This is a genomic window from Desulfoluna butyratoxydans (assembly GCF_900699765.1).
Lineage (GTDB): Bacteria > Desulfobacterota > Desulfobacteria > Desulfobacterales > Desulfolunaceae > Desulfoluna > Desulfoluna butyratoxydans.
This window is the reverse complement of record NZ_CAADHO010000006.1, coordinates 326,238-342,905: the sequence shown is the minus strand read 5'-3', so window position 1 is coordinate 342,905 and position 16,668 is coordinate 326,238. Positions and strand designations below refer to the sequence as shown.

13 protein-coding genes are annotated in these 16,668 nt (G+C 56.6%); 4 read left to right on the top strand and 9 right to left on the bottom strand.

What is annotated here, in order from left to right; translation table 11 throughout:
- Positions 1-94: 94 nt before the first annotated feature.
- The 4 genes from MSL71_RS17455 to MSL71_RS17440 form a co-directional block, all read right to left on the bottom strand.
- Positions 95-928: a thiamine pyrophosphate-dependent enzyme gene (locus MSL71_RS17455; protein WP_180142783.1), complete on the bottom strand. Its 834-nt coding sequence runs from the start codon at positions 926-928 to the stop codon at positions 95-97.
- 173 nt (positions 929-1,101) lie between these two features.
- On the bottom strand, positions 1,102-2,871 hold the full coding sequence (locus tag MSL71_RS17450; protein ID WP_180142781.1) for a 2-oxoacid:acceptor oxidoreductase subunit alpha: 1,770 nt from the start codon (positions 2,869-2,871) through the stop codon (positions 1,102-1,104).
- Between the two features lie 273 nt (positions 2,872-3,144).
- A complete protein-coding gene (locus tag MSL71_RS17445; protein ID WP_180142779.1) occupies positions 3,145-4,170 on the bottom strand; it encodes an NAD(P)/FAD-dependent oxidoreductase in 1,026 nt (341 codons plus the stop codon).
- Positions 4,170-5,960 carry an FAD-dependent oxidoreductase gene (locus tag MSL71_RS17440; protein WP_218951068.1) on the bottom strand — a complete coding sequence of 597 codons (1,791 nt, stop codon included), beginning with the start codon at positions 5,958-5,960 and terminating at the stop codon, positions 4,170-4,172. Before MSL71_RS17440 ends, MSL71_RS17445 begins: the two co-directional genes overlap by 1 nt.
- 592 nt (positions 5,961-6,552) lie before the next feature.
- On the opposite strand from MSL71_RS17440, the gene MSL71_RS17435 reads away from it, so the two are divergent.
- The 4 genes from MSL71_RS17435 to MSL71_RS26965 all read left to right on the top strand — a co-directional run bounded on the left by MSL71_RS17435 (position 6,553) and on the right by MSL71_RS26965 (position 11,784).
- The gene (locus tag MSL71_RS17435) at positions 6,553-7,725 is read left to right on the top strand and encodes a citrate/2-methylcitrate synthase (protein WP_180142777.1); all 1,173 of its coding nucleotides are present in this window, start codon (positions 6,553-6,555) and stop codon (positions 7,723-7,725) included.
- A gap of 16 nt (positions 7,726-7,741) precedes the next feature.
- Positions 7,742-10,396 (top strand): aconitate hydratase AcnA, encoded by a 2,655-nt coding sequence (gene acnA / locus MSL71_RS17430; protein WP_180142775.1) that lies wholly within the window; start codon positions 7,742-7,744, stop codon positions 10,394-10,396.
- Positions 10,397-10,967: 571 nt separating this feature from the next.
- Entirely contained in the window at positions 10,968-11,168 is a 201-nt protein-coding gene (locus tag MSL71_RS17425; RefSeq protein ID WP_180142773.1) for a hypothetical protein, read from the top strand.
- A 277-nt stretch (positions 11,169-11,445) separates the two neighbouring features.
- Positions 11,446-11,784 (top strand): C-GCAxxG-C-C family (seleno)protein, encoded by a 339-nt coding sequence (locus MSL71_RS26965; protein WP_425484438.1) that lies wholly within the window; start codon positions 11,446-11,448, stop codon positions 11,782-11,784.
- A 345-nt stretch (positions 11,785-12,129) separates the two neighbouring features.
- On the opposite strand, the gene MSL71_RS17415 is transcribed toward MSL71_RS26965, so the two are convergent.
- The 5 genes from MSL71_RS17415 to MSL71_RS17395 all read right to left on the bottom strand — a co-directional run bounded on the left by MSL71_RS17415 (position 12,130) and on the right by MSL71_RS17395 (position 16,621).
- Positions 12,130-12,672: a YajG family lipoprotein gene (locus MSL71_RS17415; RefSeq protein ID WP_180142771.1), complete on the bottom strand. Its 543-nt coding sequence runs from the start codon at positions 12,670-12,672 to the stop codon at positions 12,130-12,132.
- A gap of 904 nt (positions 12,673-13,576) precedes the next feature.
- Complete coding sequence (locus tag MSL71_RS17410; RefSeq protein ID WP_180142769.1) at positions 13,577-14,188, bottom strand: HD domain-containing protein; 612 nt, start codon at positions 14,186-14,188, stop codon at positions 13,577-13,579.
- Positions 14,189-14,234: 46 nt separating this feature from the next.
- The gene (locus tag MSL71_RS17405) at positions 14,235-15,011 is read right to left on the bottom strand and encodes an alpha/beta fold hydrolase (RefSeq protein WP_180142766.1); all 777 of its coding nucleotides are present in this window, start codon (positions 15,009-15,011) and stop codon (positions 14,235-14,237) included.
- A 132-nt stretch (positions 15,012-15,143) separates the two neighbouring features.
- The gene (locus tag MSL71_RS17400; protein WP_180142764.1) at positions 15,144-15,695 is read right to left on the bottom strand and encodes a hypothetical protein; all 552 of its coding nucleotides are present in this window, start codon (positions 15,693-15,695) and stop codon (positions 15,144-15,146) included.
- 188 nt (positions 15,696-15,883) lie between these two features.
- Positions 15,884-16,621, bottom strand: coding sequence for a sulfite exporter TauE/SafE family protein (locus MSL71_RS17395; RefSeq protein WP_180142762.1), 738 nt, complete (start codon positions 16,619-16,621; stop codon positions 15,884-15,886).
- Between the last annotated feature and the right edge of the window lie 47 nt (positions 16,622-16,668).

The window sequence follows — 16,668 nt, the reverse complement described above, 5'->3', positions numbered from 1 at the left end:
CCCGACACACAAAAACAGCCCATGATCCGAACCGGGATCATGGGCTGATTTGTTGTATCCGAAAGCTGTTACGGAAGCTTTTTGCTACGGCCCCTTACTTTCCCGTGCGTTGCGCTTCGAGGTGGTCGATGTAGGAAGGCCGCAGGGCATCCTGATAAAAAATCCCGGTCATGAGGCGCTCGTCCCGGGCCAGGCGCAGGGCGGCTTCGTGGTCGTCGGGGTCGTGGGTGTGGGGCAGGGGAAGGGCCAGCTTCGAGAGGCGCTTCCAGGTGTAGTTCTCCTTGTCAAAGGTGACGCACGGAGAGACAAGGTGCAGAAAACTGAACCCCTTGTGCCGGATCCCCTGGTGCATGATCTGCTTCATGCCCTCCACATCCCCGGCAAAGCCCCGGGCCACAAAGGAGGCGCCGTAGGAAAGGGCCAGGGCCACGGGGTTTAAGGGGGTGTCCGGGTTGCCCCGGGGATGGGAGCCGGTGACGTTTCCCATGGGGGTGGTGGGAGACGACTGCCCCTTGGTGAGGCCGTAGATGGAGTTGTCGAAGAGAAACAGGGTGACATCGATGTTCTTCCGGGCGATGTGGGGCAGATGGCCGCCCCCGATGCCCAGGATATCCCCGTCCCCGCCCACGGTAAAGACCGTGAGATCCGGGGAGGCCAGCTTTACGCCGCTGGCGATGGGAACAGCCCGCCCGTGGAGGGTGTGGAAACCGTACACCTTCATGAAAATGGGAAACCGCCCGGCGCAGCCGATGCCGCTGACCACGCACATCTCTTCATTGCGAAGGCCCAGCTCCCCCACCACCTGCAAGAGAGCATGGGCAATGCCGAAATATCCGCACCCCGGACACCAGGTGGGCAGCTCACGGGTACGATAGTCAAGAAACCCCTCTCCCCGGACTTTTACCAGGGCGTCGCTGATGTAGGTCATGGCAACTCCGTCTTTGGTCCAAAAGCGCCTCCGGCGGCCCTGCCGGGGGCCAAACTTTTGAAAAGTTTGACAAACAGGTCTTTGGTGAGCAGTATTCGAACGCCCAGCTCAGTAACCACTTTTAATAACAGGCTATTGAATTAATCAAACCGTATTCTCATAAACTATCCGGGTTAGAACTTAAATTTCCCGATAAACTCCAGAATATCCTCGGACGCCATGGGAAGGCCGGAGATGAGGTTTAAACGGTGCACCTGCCGGTTGATGACAGGTGCCACGAGGTTGGCGTACTGACCGGTGTGGTTGAGTTCTGCCACCACCAGGGTTTTGCAGCGGTTGCTGAAGGCTTTCAAGGCCTCTTCAGGCAGGGGATAGATAACCGAAGAGTGGAAGGAAGCGATGCGGTGCCCCTTTTTCCCGGCCCTTCTCACGGCCTCTTCCGCGGCCCCGGAGGAAGATCCCCAGGAAAGGATGCCGATGTCCACCTCCCCTTCGGTGCCGGACTCCATCACGGCAGGCAGCTCGTCCTGAAGGGTCTTGAGCTTCCTGAACCGCTTCTCGGTCATGGTCAGGTGGTTCTCCCCGTCGTAGACAGGCTTGCCGTGGGTGTTGTGCTCCAGGCCGGTGGCCACGAACATCCCGTAGGGCATGCCCGGCAGGGTCCTGGGAGAGATGCCGCTGTCGGTCACCTTGAAGCGCTCGTAATCGTCCAGGGCCTCGTCCGGCGGAAACACGTTGGCGGACAGCATGGCCTCCCCGGGGGGATCGGGCTTGGGAATGTTGCGGATGCTGTTGGAAAGATAAAAATCAAGGAGAATCACCACCGGGGTCTGGTACTTCTCGGCAGCATAAAACGCCAGGCAGGTCATGGCGTAACAGTCCATGACGTCCCGGGGGGCAAAGACCACCCGGGGCGAGTCCCCGGTGCCGCCCCACACCGCAGCGGACAGATCGCTCTGCTCCATCTTGGTGGGAAGCCCGGTGCTGGGCCCGCCCCGCTGGGAGTTGACGATAACGGCGGGCACCTCGGCCATCACCGCCAGGTTGATCATCTCCCCCATGAGGGCAAACCCCGGGCCGGAGGTGGCCGTCATGGCCCGCTTCCCGGAAAAACCTGCCCCCACCACGTTGCCCGCGGCCGAGATCTCATCCTCGGTCTGGAGCATCACCCCACCGGATTCCCCCAGGCGCTTGCTCAGGATCTCCATGATCTTGGTGGCCGGGGTAATGGGATACCCGGCATAGAGACGGAGCCCGCTGTCCATGGCGGCCATGGCCACGGCCTCGTTGCCGTTCATGATCACCTGCTCACCCTCCGGGGGAACCGTGGCCGCGCCTTTGAAGGTGTAGGGATCTTCTTTGGCCACATGGCTTGCCGTCCACTCATAGCCCAGGGAAAAGGAGGCGAGGTTGCTGTCGATGATCACCTGCTTCTTGCCCTTGTAACGAGCCTCGATAAAGGCCTTCATGGCCTCGGCGTCGATGCCGAAAAGGGCGGCCACCGCGCCGATGGCCACCATGTTCCGCCCCTTGGCGTTGCCTGCTGCCTTGTTGGCAAGCTCCAGCATGGGGATGCCGTAGGCGGTCATGCCCGGCTCGGCCCACCCGGCGATGCTCTTGTCCTCTTCGTGGCAGACCGGGGGCTTGCTGTCGTAGATCAGCACCCCGTTTTTCCGAAGCCCGCCCAGCTGGGTGATGGCGTGGGCGTCGTTCAGGGCCACAAGCACGTCCGTGTATTTCCCCGGCGAAAGCACCTTGTCCGTGCTGACGCGAAAGTGGGCCACGCACTTACCGAACCCCCTGATCTCCGAAGGAAACGAATCAAAGGAGACAATGTCGTAGCCCTCGCTGCTCATGAAGCGGGTCATCACCTCGCCTGCGGAGATGGTCCCCTCCCCTGCGCTGCCACAGATCTCAATCACAATATCAACGCTGGTCGTCATCGTGTTCGCTCTCCTGTATTGAACATGCAGCACAAAAAATTATCTGCCTTCGGCGGCAAGGTGTGCCACCTTGAAAGCAAGTTACGAATGCGCTTTCCCCCTCGTCCCTCGGGGAAAATCACATTCGCCTTTGTTTTTCATGATTGGTTTTTAACCATAAAGCTCCCTTCGACACATGGGGGGGGAATACCCCACACCGCCCATCACGGGCGTAGCCCGTCAGCGAATGTGATCGGCCTGAGGAACGAAGGCCGGAAGCATTTGCGAACCCGGTTATGCGAAGGATTTCCACCAGGAGGTGCGGATGGTAACCCCGTCCATCTCAAAGATCTCCTTGGGCTGATAGTCGATGATCTTTTCCCGGCCCAGAAGGTTCATGGCGGTGATCTCCCCTTGTGCCTCGGCATTGCCCCAGCCCACGGAAACCCAGTAATCCTTGAGATCCGGGTTGTAGATCTGGGCGCAGTCCCCGCAGGCATAGACGTCTTCGTGGTTGGTGCGCATGAGGTGATCCACCAGCACCCCTTTTTCCGTGTTGATGCCGCTGCCCACGAGAAACCGGATGTTGGGTACGGAGCCGAAGAAGGAGAAGACCAGGTCCGCCGAGAGCTCAGCACCGTCGGGCAGGGTAAGGGTAAACCCCTCCCCTTCGGGCCGCACGTCTGTGACGGGCTCGGCATCGGTGATGACCGTCACCCCAAGGGAGGTAAGGCGCTTGGTCACGCTTTTCTGAATCTCGTCCTTGAGGCTCACGGGCCAGAAGAGGCTGCTGTAGAGGACAAACACCACCTCTTTGCCGGCTTTTCGCGCCTCCCGGGCAAAGCCCATGCTGGTAAGGTCCCCGCCCAGAACAGCAAGGCTGGAGGCCTTTTCCATGGCGTCTCGGACGCTCCGGGCGTCATCGAAACCGGCCAGGCAGTGAAGGTGGTCGGCAAACCCGGCGTGTGTGGGGAGCCTTCGGGCCGAGGCCCCCACGGCCAGGATGAGCTTGGTAAAATGCACCTTTTCCATGTGCCGGAGGTAGACAACCTTTTCGGCCGGATCCACCTTCTCCACGCGCTGGCCCAGGCGCAGGCGGATATGCTTCTCCTGATAGCCGCGGTAGGGACGAATCACGAGGTCCTCGGCCTCGCAGCCTCCCACGGTGTAGAGGGGCACCCGGTGCTTGTAATAGTACAGGGGCTTCTCATCGGAGATGATGGTGATCCTGGCCTCGGGGTCTTCCCGGCGCAGGGTATCGGCCGCGCTGTTACCCGCCGGGCCGTTTCCTATGATGACGTAATGGTCGTCCTTGGGCATCACTCCTCCCTGTCCACTTCCACCAGCTCGGTTTTGGTTATGGTTATGCAGTCCATGGGACAGACCTCGTAGCACTTCCCGCACCGGATACACCGCTTGTTGTCGATGGCGATGGCCACCACATCGTTCCAGTTGCCGGTTTCGTTGTACTCCCCGTAACTTCCGTCCGGGTTCTCGGCAACGCTTGTGATCATCTTGATGCAGTCCCTGGGGGCCACGTCGATGCACATGGAGCAGTAGATACACCGGGAGACATCGATCTCGTACTTCAGGCTGCAGAGGTAGCAGCGCAACGACTCCTTGACGGCCTCGGCCTCGCCGTAGCCCTTCTCCACCTCGTTGTCCGCCTCCTCAAAACGTTCCTCAACGGGCAGGGTGGGCATGGGCACCGGCTTGATAAAATCGTACTCCCGCTCCCGGTCGGTCTGTTCCGCCGGTTCAAACCGCACCAGAAGGGCCTTTCTCCTACGCCCGGCAAAGAGCTCGTCCACCTCATGGGCGGCATGGCGCCCGGCGGCCAGGGCGGAAATAACGTTGGAGGCACCGGTGACGCAATCCCCGGCTGCGTAGAGTCGGTCCACGGAGGTGAGAAAGCGGCCTGCCTTGACTCCGATGCGCTGCCCGTCCATTTCAAGGGGCTGGCCCAGGTCCACCCGGGGGTGCTGGCCGATGGCGCTGATGATGGTGTCCGCTTCCATGACAAACTCGGAGTTCTCGATGGGCACGGCGATGCGGCCCTTGCCGTCCGGCGTGTCTTCCAGGCGGGTTCGCAGGAACTCAATGCCCTCCACCCGGCCCCCAGTGCCCAGGATTCGGTGGGTGCTCACCAGGCTGTAGATGCGCCCACCCTCTACCTTGACCTCGCGGATCTCATGGTCGTCCACGGGCATGTGCTCTTCGGTGGCCAGGATATTGATGCGCACGCTTTCCGCCCCCATGCGAAGGGAGGTGCGGGCACAGTCCATGGCCGTGAAGCCGTCCCCCACAACAATGACCCGCTTGCCCGTCTCCACGTCCTGACCGAGGTTGGTGCGCACCATGTAATCCAGGCCGGAGATCACCCCCTCCATCTCCTCTCCTTCCACCCCAAGGCGATTGGGTTCCATGCAACCCACGGTGGTGATCACGGCGTCGTGCTTTTTAAGGAGGTCTTTCAGGACAATGTCGTGGCCCACCAGCACCCGGGTCTGGAGCGCCACACCCAGTCTCAGGACGTTTTCGATCTCCAGGTCCAGGATATCCCGGGGAAGCCGAAACGCCGGAATCCCGTAGCGCAGCATCCCGCCTGCTTCGGGCATGCTCTCATAAAGGGTCACGTTGTGCCCGTAGACAGCCAGATCGTGGGCCGCGCCGATGCCCGCAGGGCCGGATCCGATGACGGCCACGCTCTTGCCGGACGGGGCGTACAGGTCCTCTTTGATGCGGTGCATGGCCGGTTTCAAATCGGCTGCCGACCGCTTCAGGTGGCAGATATTCACCGGATCCCCCAGGTCGTCTTCCCCGTGGCGGCAGGCCGCCTCGCAGGGCCGGGAACAGATCCTGCCCAGGGTGGCTGGCAGGATGTTGTAGACCCGGTTCAATTCATAGGATCGTCCGTAGCGGTTCTCGGTGATGCACCGGATATACCCGGGCACGTTGGTGGCGGCGGGGCAGGCATGCTGGCAGGGAACGTTATCGGCCATGTACCCGAAATCCCTCGGGTCGTCTGAAAAGGCGATCTCCTTGATAATGCGGAGCATGCCGCTGGTCCCGTCGTTCCCGCGCTGGCTGCTGTAGATCTCTCGTTTCATCGGCTTTTCCCGTGGGGTCTTTTCTGTAAGGCTGATTGACGATTCGTGACACAAATCGTGGTGAGACGGTTACGGTCTTGATTTCAAGGAAGCGGGAAGGGCCGGGGTCGAGACGCAAGGCAAGAAGATGGAAACCGGACCAGGGGAAAAGGCCGCCCCGCAAGGGAAGAGGGCCCCTGCAGAGGTGGATCCCCGCACCAGGCCCGTGACATGGAATTGTTACCGCTAAATATACTCTCTTTTTGACAGCCACGCAAGGCGGTTACGTTTTTTTAACCTTGTGGTTATCAGGAATTTCATGTTTAATTAAGTATTCCAAGCCGCCGCACAACCGTCATAAAAACACCTTTCATATCAACTTCTTGCGGAGCTTCCACCCATCTCTCCTGCGTTTCTGCCTGCTTGCTCGCATCGCCCGAACCCGGGCCCTTTTTTGTTGCACGGTGGCGCCTCCGGAGTGTTTTGTTCAATCCGTTCCCCCCTGTGCCTCCCGCGGCACTCCGTGACGTTTTTGCCCGGGCGGATATGGCCGCACCCGGCCCCGATCCCGACCCCATGTCAACACGACCCGACGCCTAACAAGGAGGACCCCATGGACAGCAGCATCAAGAACATCGGCCTTCGCGGTGTGGTTATTGCCAGCACCAAAATCTGCGACGTGGACGGCGCCAACAGCCGTCTCGTCTACCGCGGCTTCCTCATCCAGGACCTGGCCATGGAGGCCACCTTCGCCGAAGTGGCTCATATGCTCCTGTATGACAAGATGCCCGACATCCATGAGCTGGTAAACTTCTCCAACCAGCTGGAGAGGAACCGGACCCTGCCCCCCAACCTCATCTGCGCCATGCAGACACGGCCGGTGACCACCCCCCCCATGGACATCCTCCAGGCCTGCGTCGCCCTCCTGGCACACCACGACGACACCCTCCCCGAAAACAGCCTCCCCCTGGCCCGCAACCGGGCCATGAGCCTCATCGCCAAGCTCCCCACGGTGGTGGCGGCCTGGACCCGCATCCGCCAGAGGCTGGCGCCCATCGATCCGGTGCCGGGCCTCTCCATGGCCGAAAACTTCTTTTACATGATCACGGGCAAGCGGCCGGACCGCCGCGTGGCCGAACTCTTTGACCGGGCCCTTATCCTGCACGCAGAACACGCCTTCAACGCCTCCACCTTCGCCGCCCGCGAGGTGGCCTCCACCCGGGCCCATATGTACGCCGCGGTGTCCGCGGCCATCGGCTCCCTCTCCGGAGAGCTCCACGGCGGAGCCAACACACGGGTGATGGAGATGCTTAAAGCCATTGGCAGCAAGGAAAACATCCGGCCCTTTGTGGAGGAAAAACTGGAAAAAGGCGAACTTGTCATGGGCCTGGGCCACGCCGTCTACAAAAACGGAGACCCCCGGGTGGATATCCTGCGCCCCATGAGCAAAGAGGTGGGCGAGCGGGTCGGGGACACCCACTGGTATGAAATGACCGAAGAGCTGGAGCGGGTGGGCAAGGCCCTGTTCAAAGAGAAGAAAGGCATGGAGATCTTCCCCAACGTGGACTTCTACAGTGCCTCCCTCTACCACACCATGGGTCTGCCCCACGATCTCTTCACTCCTGTGTTCGCCATGAGCCGCGTGGCCGGATGGGGCGCTCACATCATCGAAGAGCAGTTCGCCGACGAGGCCCACAAGCCCGTTCTCTACCGCCCGGAATCCGAATACATCGGCACCTACTGCGGCCCCGAAGGCTGCACCCTTGTCCCCATGGACAAACGATAATGCAAGGAGGCAACCTGTGATCTCCCTGGACTCCCTGATCCAAGACGTGGTTGTGGACGGCCGTCCTTACGCCGCTGTGCATGTGGATGGCCTTGCCGGGGTCTACAGCGCAACCCCTTCCCGGCTTCCCTATTCCCTGAAAATCCTGGCGGAGAACATGGTGCGCAACATCCTCTGGGGACGCCTTGCCCCGGAGAACCTCACCCGGCTCCTCTCCTGGCGTGCCGAAGGGTTTTCCGCCGTGGGCATCAGCTTTTACCCGGCCCGGGTTCTGATGCAGGATTTCACGGGCGTCCCCGCCCTCTGCGATTTGGCCGCCATGCGGGACGCCGCCGTTAAGGCCGGGTTTCCGGCGGAACGGGTCAACCCCGAGGTGCCCGTGGACCTGATCATCGACCACTCGGTGCAGGTGGATTTTTTCGGCATGAAAGGGGCCCTTGAAAAAAACGTGGGCTTAGAGTTCGACCGCAACCGGGAGCGCTATGCCTTTTTGAAATGGGCTCAAAAGAGCTTTGACAACCTGAAGATCGTGCCCCCCAACTCCGGCATCTGCCATCAGATCAACCTGGAAAAGCTGGGCACGGTGGCAGCCACCGCAACCCGGGACGGGCGGGCCTGGGCCTTCCTCGATTCCCTGGTGGGCACCGACTCCCACACCCCCATGATCAACGCCCTGGGCACCCTGGGCTGGGGTGTGGGCGGCATCGAGGCCGAGGCCGTGATGATGGGACAACCCCTGTCCATGCGCCTGCCCAGCGTCACCGGGGTGCGCATCTGCGGTGCCCCTGCCAAAGGGGTGACGGCAACGGACGTGGTGCTATTTATCACCGAGCGGCTTCGCCGGGAGGTGGTGGTGGAGCAGTTCGTGGAGTACTTCGGCCCCTCCTTGTCCGAACTCTCCCTGCCGGACCGGGCCACCATCGCCAACATGACCCCTGAAAACGGGGCCACCGTGGGCCTCTTCCCCGTGGACGAGGTGACCCTGGGCTACCTCAAAGCCACGGGCAGGGACGATGCCGCCCGGTTTGCCGAGGCCTACACCAAAGAGACCGCGCTCTTCCACGACCCCGCATCAGAGCCCTCCTACAACCGCATCATCGAGCTCGACCTCTCGGCCATCACGCCCTCTGTGGCAGGTCCCTCCCGCCCCCAGGACCGGATTCCGCTGCCAAAGCTCAAACCCGCCATGGAGGCCGCCTTCGACGGTCGTAAAAAGGGCCGGAGCATCTCCATGGGCGGCACCCTCTGCCGCGTGGAGGACGGCTCCGTGGTCATCGCGGCCATCACCTCCTGCACCAACACCTCCAACCCCCATGTGATGCTTGGGGCAGGCCTCATCGCCAAAAACGCCGCGGCATTCGGGCTCTCGGTACCGCCCTTTGTCAAAACCTCCCTGGCCCCGGGATCCAGGGCCGTGGTGAAATACCTTGAAGATGCGGGCCTCTTGGCTCCCCTGGAGCAGCTTGGGTTCCACCTGGCGGGCTTCGGCTGCACCACCTGCATCGGCAACAGCGGCCCCTTGCCCCCGGAGGTGGCCCACGTGGTTGAAGAGGAAAACCTCAACGTGGCCGCCGTGCTCTCGGGCAACCGGAACTTTGAGGCACGCGTCCACCAGAAGGTGCGCAGCAATTTCCTGGCCTCCCCCATGCTCGTGGTGCTCTTTGCCCTTGCCGGGCGCACCGACATCGATTTCATGCACGAGCACATCGGCTGTACCCCCGAAGGCAAGGAAATCTTCATGGCCGACCTCTGGCCCTCCCGGGAAGAGATCGAGGCGGTCGTCAACCGGTGCATCACCCCCGATACCTTCACCGCCACCTACGCCTCCCTCTACGATGGGGACGAGCACTGGCAGGCCATTGCCTCGGGCGCTGGCCTCACCTTTGACTGGGACACGGACTCCACCTACATCCGCAAGCCCCCCTTCTTCGATGATTTCTCCCTGGCGCTCCCCACCCCGGACACCATCACCGGTGCGCGAGTCCTGGCCAAACTCGGGGATTCGGTCACCACCGACCACATCTCCCCGGCAGGGGCCATCCCCCCAGCCTACCCGGCAGGGGCTTATCTCACCGGCAAGGGGGTGCCCCCGGACCAGTACAACTCCTACGGCTCGCGCAGGGGAAACCACGAAGTCATGATGCGCGGCACCTTCGGCAACATCCGCATCAAAAACGAGTTGGCCCACGGCAGGGAAGGGGCCTACACCACCCTCTTTCCCGAACACGACGAAGCCTTCATCTTCGATGCCGCCCAGGCATACGAAAAACGCCACACGCCCTTAGTCATCCTGGCCGGGACCGAGTACGGCACCGGCTCCAGCCGGGACTGGGCCGCCAAAGGCAGCCTCCTCCTGGGCGTCAGGGCCGTCATCGCCCAATCCTTTGAGCGCATCCACCGCAGCAACCTCGTGGGCATGGGCGTTCTCCCTCTGGAGTTCCTGGCAGACGAGTCCGCCCGTACCCTCAACCTGAACGGCACCGAATCCTTCTCCCTCTCAGGCCTGGACACCCTGGAAGCCGGGGGCACCCTCTCGGTCCGCGCCCAGAAAGAAAGCGGCCAGGCCATCCTCTTCGGCGTCAAGGTTCGCCTGGACACGGCCAAGGAGGTGGAAACCTACCGCCACGGCGGCATCCTGCCCATGGTGTTACGGGAGTTGCTGCAAAAATAATTTTTCCAACAAAAAAGCCTCCGGCGACCCTGCCGGGGGCTAAAAAGTCTAATCCGCCTTCGTTCCTGAAACAACAAAGGCTTATCCGTAATGATCGCCATGGAGATACGTAAGCACGCCCAACATGTCACAGGGACATGACCATCATCGCCCCCCCACCACGCCCCTTTCACCTCAATGACACCTGTATCAGAGTAAACGCCACGTCATCTGGTGGACTAGCGGGATATGGCTCCATTTGCTGCTGAAAACGCCACCCCGTTCCCATATCCACTCAGATTATTCTGCCCCCCGACCAAAAACACGCCGTTCCACGCTTGCTTTGCCTTACAAACTGTGGTCTCATTCCAATAACTGAGATCAAATCAAATAGTATTTACTTTCAAAGCATGGCGATCCGGCTACCGCTCCATATCGACCCTTTGAATACGGCACAGCTCACCTGATTATGGAATTGACATAGGAGGAGGGAGATGACTGAGACGGCCAGGGCATGTATGCATGTTCCAGCCCCAGGAAGCACCCCTTTTCACGAAGCAAACATCGTCACAATTTCAACGGGAGGGAAAAAATGACTATTTTCGCACTGATCGCAAACACCATTCAATTTTTCATCGCGATTCTGATGTTAACGCAGCTCTCTTCTCCGTGGAGTGACAGGGATGTCTTTCTTATTTTTGTCATGATTGTTGTCCCGGCTCTGAACCTGATGTGCTTTTTGCCTGTTTCGGAAAAAAAGAAGGACAAAAGCGGTTTCATCTCCATGCATTAGAACCATAAAATTTCCAGAAGCTTCACGAGTAAAGGAGAGGAGTAAGATTGGCAATCCCAGCCATTGTTCCATGCTGCTAAAAACGGCTTCTCTTATGATACATGGTTCGGTAAAAAAATAGAAAAAAATCGCCACCCCACAGAAAGGTTGGCCATGACAGCCTGATAACGACACACACCATTCGAATCGAACCATGATAACAGACACATTTGTGAAAGACCGAGTCAACACGTATTACTGAAAAGACGATTTCAACTATACAACGACAACGCTAAAAATACTGGCGGAAGTGTTTGAGATCCCCCTTGATGAGCAGGTGATCAGCTCCGCCATTGGACTGCCCGGTGCCGCTAAACACGGCGCTCTCTGCGGGCTGGTCTCCGGCACCCTCATGTTTATAGGTATCTGGGGAAGAAAACACAGTATCCCGGACTCTGAGATCTCTGATCAGTGCAACCGCTTTTCCACCGCTTTTGAGAAACGCTTTGCCAGCCTGCAATGCAGCGTCCTGAGACCCGAAGGATTTCACCCCGATAACCCGCCTCACCTCTGCGGGCCCATAACATGTCAGGCCCTTGAGCTGTCCATACAATTTCTCACAAACGTCATCCTATAACGGAAAAGGTACAGCAGGGCAGCGGCTCTCTGGGGCCCACGCAAGAATAAAACATACAAAAAAAACCATGCCTCCGGCGGCAACATATGTTGAATGAGCTCTGCTCTATATGCTGGTTTTGCAAACCTGCCCCGATTTGCTTTATACAGCTTCATAGGAAATGACAACTATCCTGATACAGAAGCGACATAAAAAAACCCGCTACAGAAATCTATCCGGAGCGGGTTAAAACTAACAGAATTTTAAATGATACTGTGTTTGATTCTTGGATCATTCAATATAAGTGGGTGCGGGCTTAACCACAACACGTAAACGCCTGCTATCACCTATTGATACAATTAAATATCAAAGCCATTGCTTTGAATGTGCTTCCAGAAAAAATTCATCTATACACTTCGAAATAGCTGCTCGAACAGCTTCTGTGTCTTGCGCCATTGTTTTAGGGGCTTTTTGATGTGCGGCCGTATTATGTGCAAATAAAACTTCTCCGGACTTGTTGCGGATTTGAAAATTAATATTTAAGTAAAAATCTACTTCTACAAAGCCAATCCAATCGTATAAAAATTTCGTAACATCAGCTTCGATAACAAAATCCGAATTATCATCTACAGTGAAACCTCCTGCGATTAATTCTTTACGCACGGCAGTTTTAATTAGATCAGTCACTGGATCAGATAGATATATAAACCCCAAAGAGCCTTCTGCTTGCTGGAACTGGTTTTCAGCAACTTTACCTTGCTCATAAGGAATATAATGAATTGTACCCACCGATATTTCTCCATCACCATTTATTGAAGACGCTGGAACATAATTTATCGGTAAGGTTGTTGAGCAAGCTGATAAAAATAAACTAAGAAAAATGGCAATTGCGAGAATACTTTTCTTCATGCTTCTCCATTGTAAATGATGTGAGAGCGACCACACTTTAATCAAACACACAACTGTCTGTTTATTATCATTAATAGAGCAACTAAATCGACATTAACAAGAAACCAATTTCGTATTTGACCAGGACCGTTCTTTAATTAATTAAAAGTTAGGAACAACAGACATTAAAATTTTATACTGCTTAATAACTGGGGAAGCAAACTGTGTCAAGGGATCTTATGAATGAAAACCGGAATCACATTCTTCTTCCCAGTGGTGTAACGTTTTTAAAATGGGCAATGGGTTGTTTGAGGTGCCTCATACAGGTGGTATGTATCGCGTTTACATTTTTCAAAATGAGAGGATTTATGTGAGGTAGGGAACACCCAAGTATGAGGAGAAAGCAGGTAGAACAGCGGTCGGTTGGAGGGGCAGTCTCAGTAAAAAAAAGGCTACCCCATTTGGGTTACATAAAAAGGGGGATTACATGGAAAAGTAAATCCAAAGCATTGGTCAATGCAACAAGAAATTCCTTCGCAACAACCATAAATAAGAGCAACTTCATTAAATACCTCTCGGTTAAAGGTTGACAAGGGGCAGACAGACCTTTAAATGAGAGTTGTGAATCTATCATTCGGGCTATCTGCCTTGATGGCCTTGTTTGGTTGAAAGAAAAGGACGGATATGGGGTGGCAGCCCTCGCCGTCCTTTTTCTTTTCTACAAGGCCAAACGACACCTACAAATTGCATATATTATAGACTTTGGCAAGGTATAAAAAAGCAATTCACCCTTTTTAAAAACGTCACAAACACCCGAATCTTAACTAAAAGTTAACCCTCAACCCTCAGCCCTCAACCCTCAACCCACTCATAAGATTCACCCCCGGCATCAATCAGTAAAATACCATACACATCTTTATCTACTCTATTTTCCTGAGCTTAACTGATTTTCTTTCCCACCATGGAACACACCGTCTTCCCGTGCTTCCGTGAGCAGCTTATCATAGAAGGCTTTCAACATGCCCCCGGATTGAAAATACGGGCCCATGTACGCTTTCACTTCTTCATGGGTCACCGACAGTTTCCTGTAGGAGGAGTGGGTCTTGTTGGTGCACAGGTTCTGGATCAGAGGCATCAGCTTGTCTGCGGATTTGACGACTTTTGCCTCTGCGGTCTCCTGGGCCATGTACTCGGCGAACAGGCCGGACAGTTTGGTTTCAAGTGCTGCAGGCAGCTTGGAAAAGAGCTTTTTGGCTGCTTTTTTCTCGTTTTCTTCCTTGTCATCGGTGTTGCCCCTGTACGGGTTCGTGTCCCCCGCGTAAATCTCCGGGAGATCATGGATCAGGGCCAACTGGAGGAGTTTCATGCGATCGACACCTTCGAGCTCGTTTTCAATGAGCATGAGAAACAGGGCCAGGTGCCACGAGTGCTCGGCATCGCTTTCAGGGCGCTCTGTACGGGTCGTGCGGCATGTTCGTTCACAGGTCTTGAAGGTTTCAACTTCTTTGAGAAACGCGATAATCTGATCATATTCCATGTTTATTTTCCTGCTTCTTCTTTCCGGGCCTCTGCACAAACAGCACTCAGTCCGTTATTCGGTCGATGCCTCTTTTTATGGCGGCGGCCAGTCCTTTGGGATTATCCCAGGCCATTGAGTGCCCGGCATCCTCTACGATTTCAATATGGATCTGTTCTTTTTTCAAGGTCTCGACGTCTGGGTCGGGAAGCGATTTTTCACCGAAAATATACGTTTTCGGGGCTTCAAGGGAGTACAGCAACTGACGCCAGCTCGGGTTTTGTCCCTCCACCAGGCACCTTGATTCCCTGTAAACAGCTTCAGGAGAACTCACCAATAGACTGGCCGTCCAGTTTTCATTGGGTGAGCCCTTGTTTTCCCGGATCATTTCAGCATGCCCTCCAGCAACATACTCCTCTTCACCATACGATGCGATTTTTTTGCTGTAGTAGCCTCCTCCTGAATCCAGGTTGGCCTCACTGAGTATGATCCCTTTGAGTTGTTTCCCGCACCTGGCTGCAAGGGAAATCGCTATGGCCCCACCCATGCTGTGTCCAAAGACAATAAACCGGTCCACATCCAAAAAACGAACAAACGCTTCAAGGTAATCCACATGATCATTAAGGGAGTAGCCAAAGTGGTCCGGCCTATCGCTGTACCCAGTTCCCAACAGATCGATCAAAATGCGTCTGTGACCTGCCAGGTGGGGCATTGACGAAACCTGGGGATAATCAAGGGACGAGGCGCAACCCAACCCGTGAATAAAAAGAATCGGTGTCTCGTTGCCTGGTAAATCATGATACCGCATTCGTGCATTCATGTGTTCTATTGGAAATTCTTTCATCGCTATCCTGTACACGTTGCCTTGATCAAAGCGTTAACCCGAAGAGACCGTGAAAAAGATACCCATGTATCCTGAAAGCCCCTTTTTTCCAAACCCCATACACAATCAATGTGTTTATTGTTACACCACCCCTTATTCTTGGGCATCCCTGAAGTGAAACGACCTCACAAACCCGTCGAACACAGGCATGTACCTGTCGTAGTTTGCTTTGCTGTTTGACGAATACACCAGCACAGCAAAGGAGTGCTCCGTCTCCATGTACACGATATCCTCTCTGTACCCCCCGTCAATGCCTGAAAAAGTGTAATGCCATGAGGCAGTGCACGGAGGCTTTATGGCCGATTTTTTCCTGGTGAAGGACAGGCTGTGTTGCTGGTTTTTAAAATCGTTTAGATCTGACTCAATAAAGTCTTGAATTGTCTGGGACCGGTCTGCTTTGTCCCAGGCCTGGGCATAGAGATAGGTCTCGGTCTTGGTCACGGCATGGGCAGGACAGAAAAAAGACAGGAGGTCGAACGCCCGGGCAGAGGGGCTGTCCGATACCCAGCCCTCAGGCGTCCTTACGGTAAAGGCATGGCCGTTTCCATATATAAATTCAAGAGCCGGGCTGTTTTCCCGGCAATAGCCCACGGCAAAGGGGGACAAAACACACATCACCACAGCAACCAGAATCACCTGTTTCATAAAAACTCCCAGAACGTCCGTATCGCCTTAGGACCGGCGCAAAAGTAAAACCTACAAAAACAGGCCTTCTATGATTAAAGTCGGATGAACGACAGGGGCAAGAGGGCTCAGAGTCAAAGCCAAAAATATGCCTCCGGCAGGTCCGCCGGAGGCCTTTTTTTCTGATGTTGACTGTGGAAGGCATGGCCTTACAAAAGCACCATTGTCGCTTTGTACAGGATCATACACCCCATGGCCCCCAGGAGGGAGAAGAGGATCTTCCGGTAGGAAAAGTCTCCGATGAGCCGGGAGATGCGAATGCCGATCCAGCCCCCGGAGACGGCAGAGGGAACCGCCACCATGGCAAGGGTGACGGAGGCGGTGCTCTGGAGGCCTGCCAGGGTCTGGGCCGTGATCATGATGATGCCTGCACACATGAAAAAGCTGCCGATGCCTGCCTTGATCTGCTCCTGCCGCCAGCCGGTCAGGGAGGTATAGACAATGGTGGGGGGTCCGCCCATGCCGAAGGAGGTTCCGATGGCCGACGAGGAGAAGCCCGCAAGGACGCCCCAGTATTTGGAGACCACGCGCCGCGAGGCGCCTTCGAAAAAGAGGCCCCAGAGGGCGTAGGTGATAAGGAAAATCCCCATGGCGAGTTTCAGGGTATCGCCGGGGAGTTTTTTCATGAGGGTCACGCCGGTGAGGGCACCGGGAAAGGCGCCGAATATCAGCGGTCGCAGCCGGTCCCAGTCTGCATATTTGCGAAAGGTAAGCCCCATCTGCATGTTCATGGCAAGGCCGATGATGGTTCCGGCGGGGATCGCTATGGGAAGCTCGATGAACTGGGTGGCAAGGGGGGTGGCCACAAGGGCGCAGCCAAAACCGGCGATGCCGTTCACAAGGCCGCCGAGGCCCCAGAAAAGGGCCATGATCAGGTAATCATTCATACAACACATCCTGCAAGGAGAGCCGGGCCAGCGCCCCGTGGCCACAA

Bases quoted from the DNA above. Each gene is read 5' to 3' on its own strand.
- MSL71_RS17415 (WP_180142771.1), bottom strand. From the start codon at position 12,672: ATGAAGAAAAGTATTCTCGCAATTGCCATTTTTCTTAGTTTATTTTTA.
- MSL71_RS17445 (WP_180142779.1), bottom strand. From the start codon at position 4,170: ATGCCCAAGGACGACCATTACGTCATCATAGGAAACGGCCCGGCGGGT.
- MSL71_RS17400 (WP_180142764.1), bottom strand. From the start codon at position 15,695: ATGAAACAGGTGATTCTGGTTGCTGTGGTGATGTGTGTTTTGTCCCCC.
- MSL71_RS17410 (WP_180142769.1), bottom strand. From the start codon at position 14,188: ATGGAATATGATCAGATTATCGCGTTTCTCAAAGAAGTTGAAACCTTC.
- MSL71_RS17455 (WP_180142783.1), bottom strand. From the start codon at position 928: ATGACCTACATCAGCGACGCCCTGGTAAAAGTCCGGGGAGAGGGGTTT.
- MSL71_RS17395 (WP_180142762.1), bottom strand. From the start codon at position 16,621: ATGAATGATTACCTGATCATGGCCCTTTTCTGGGGCCTCGGCGGCCTT.
- MSL71_RS17425 (WP_180142773.1), top strand. From the start codon at position 10,968: ATGACTATTTTCGCACTGATCGCAAACACCATTCAATTTTTCATCGCG.
- MSL71_RS17405 (WP_180142766.1), bottom strand. From the start codon at position 15,011: ATGAAAGAATTTCCAATAGAACACATGAATGCACGAATGCGGTATCAT.
- MSL71_RS17450 (WP_180142781.1), bottom strand. From the start codon at position 2,871: ATGACGACCAGCGTTGATATTGTGATTGAGATCTGTGGCAGCGCAGGG.
- MSL71_RS17435 (WP_180142777.1), top strand. From the start codon at position 6,553: ATGGACAGCAGCATCAAGAACATCGGCCTTCGCGGTGTGGTTATTGCC.
- MSL71_RS17440 (WP_218951068.1), bottom strand. From the start codon at position 5,960: ATGAAACGAGAGATCTACAGCAGCCAGCGCGGGAACGACGGGACCAGC.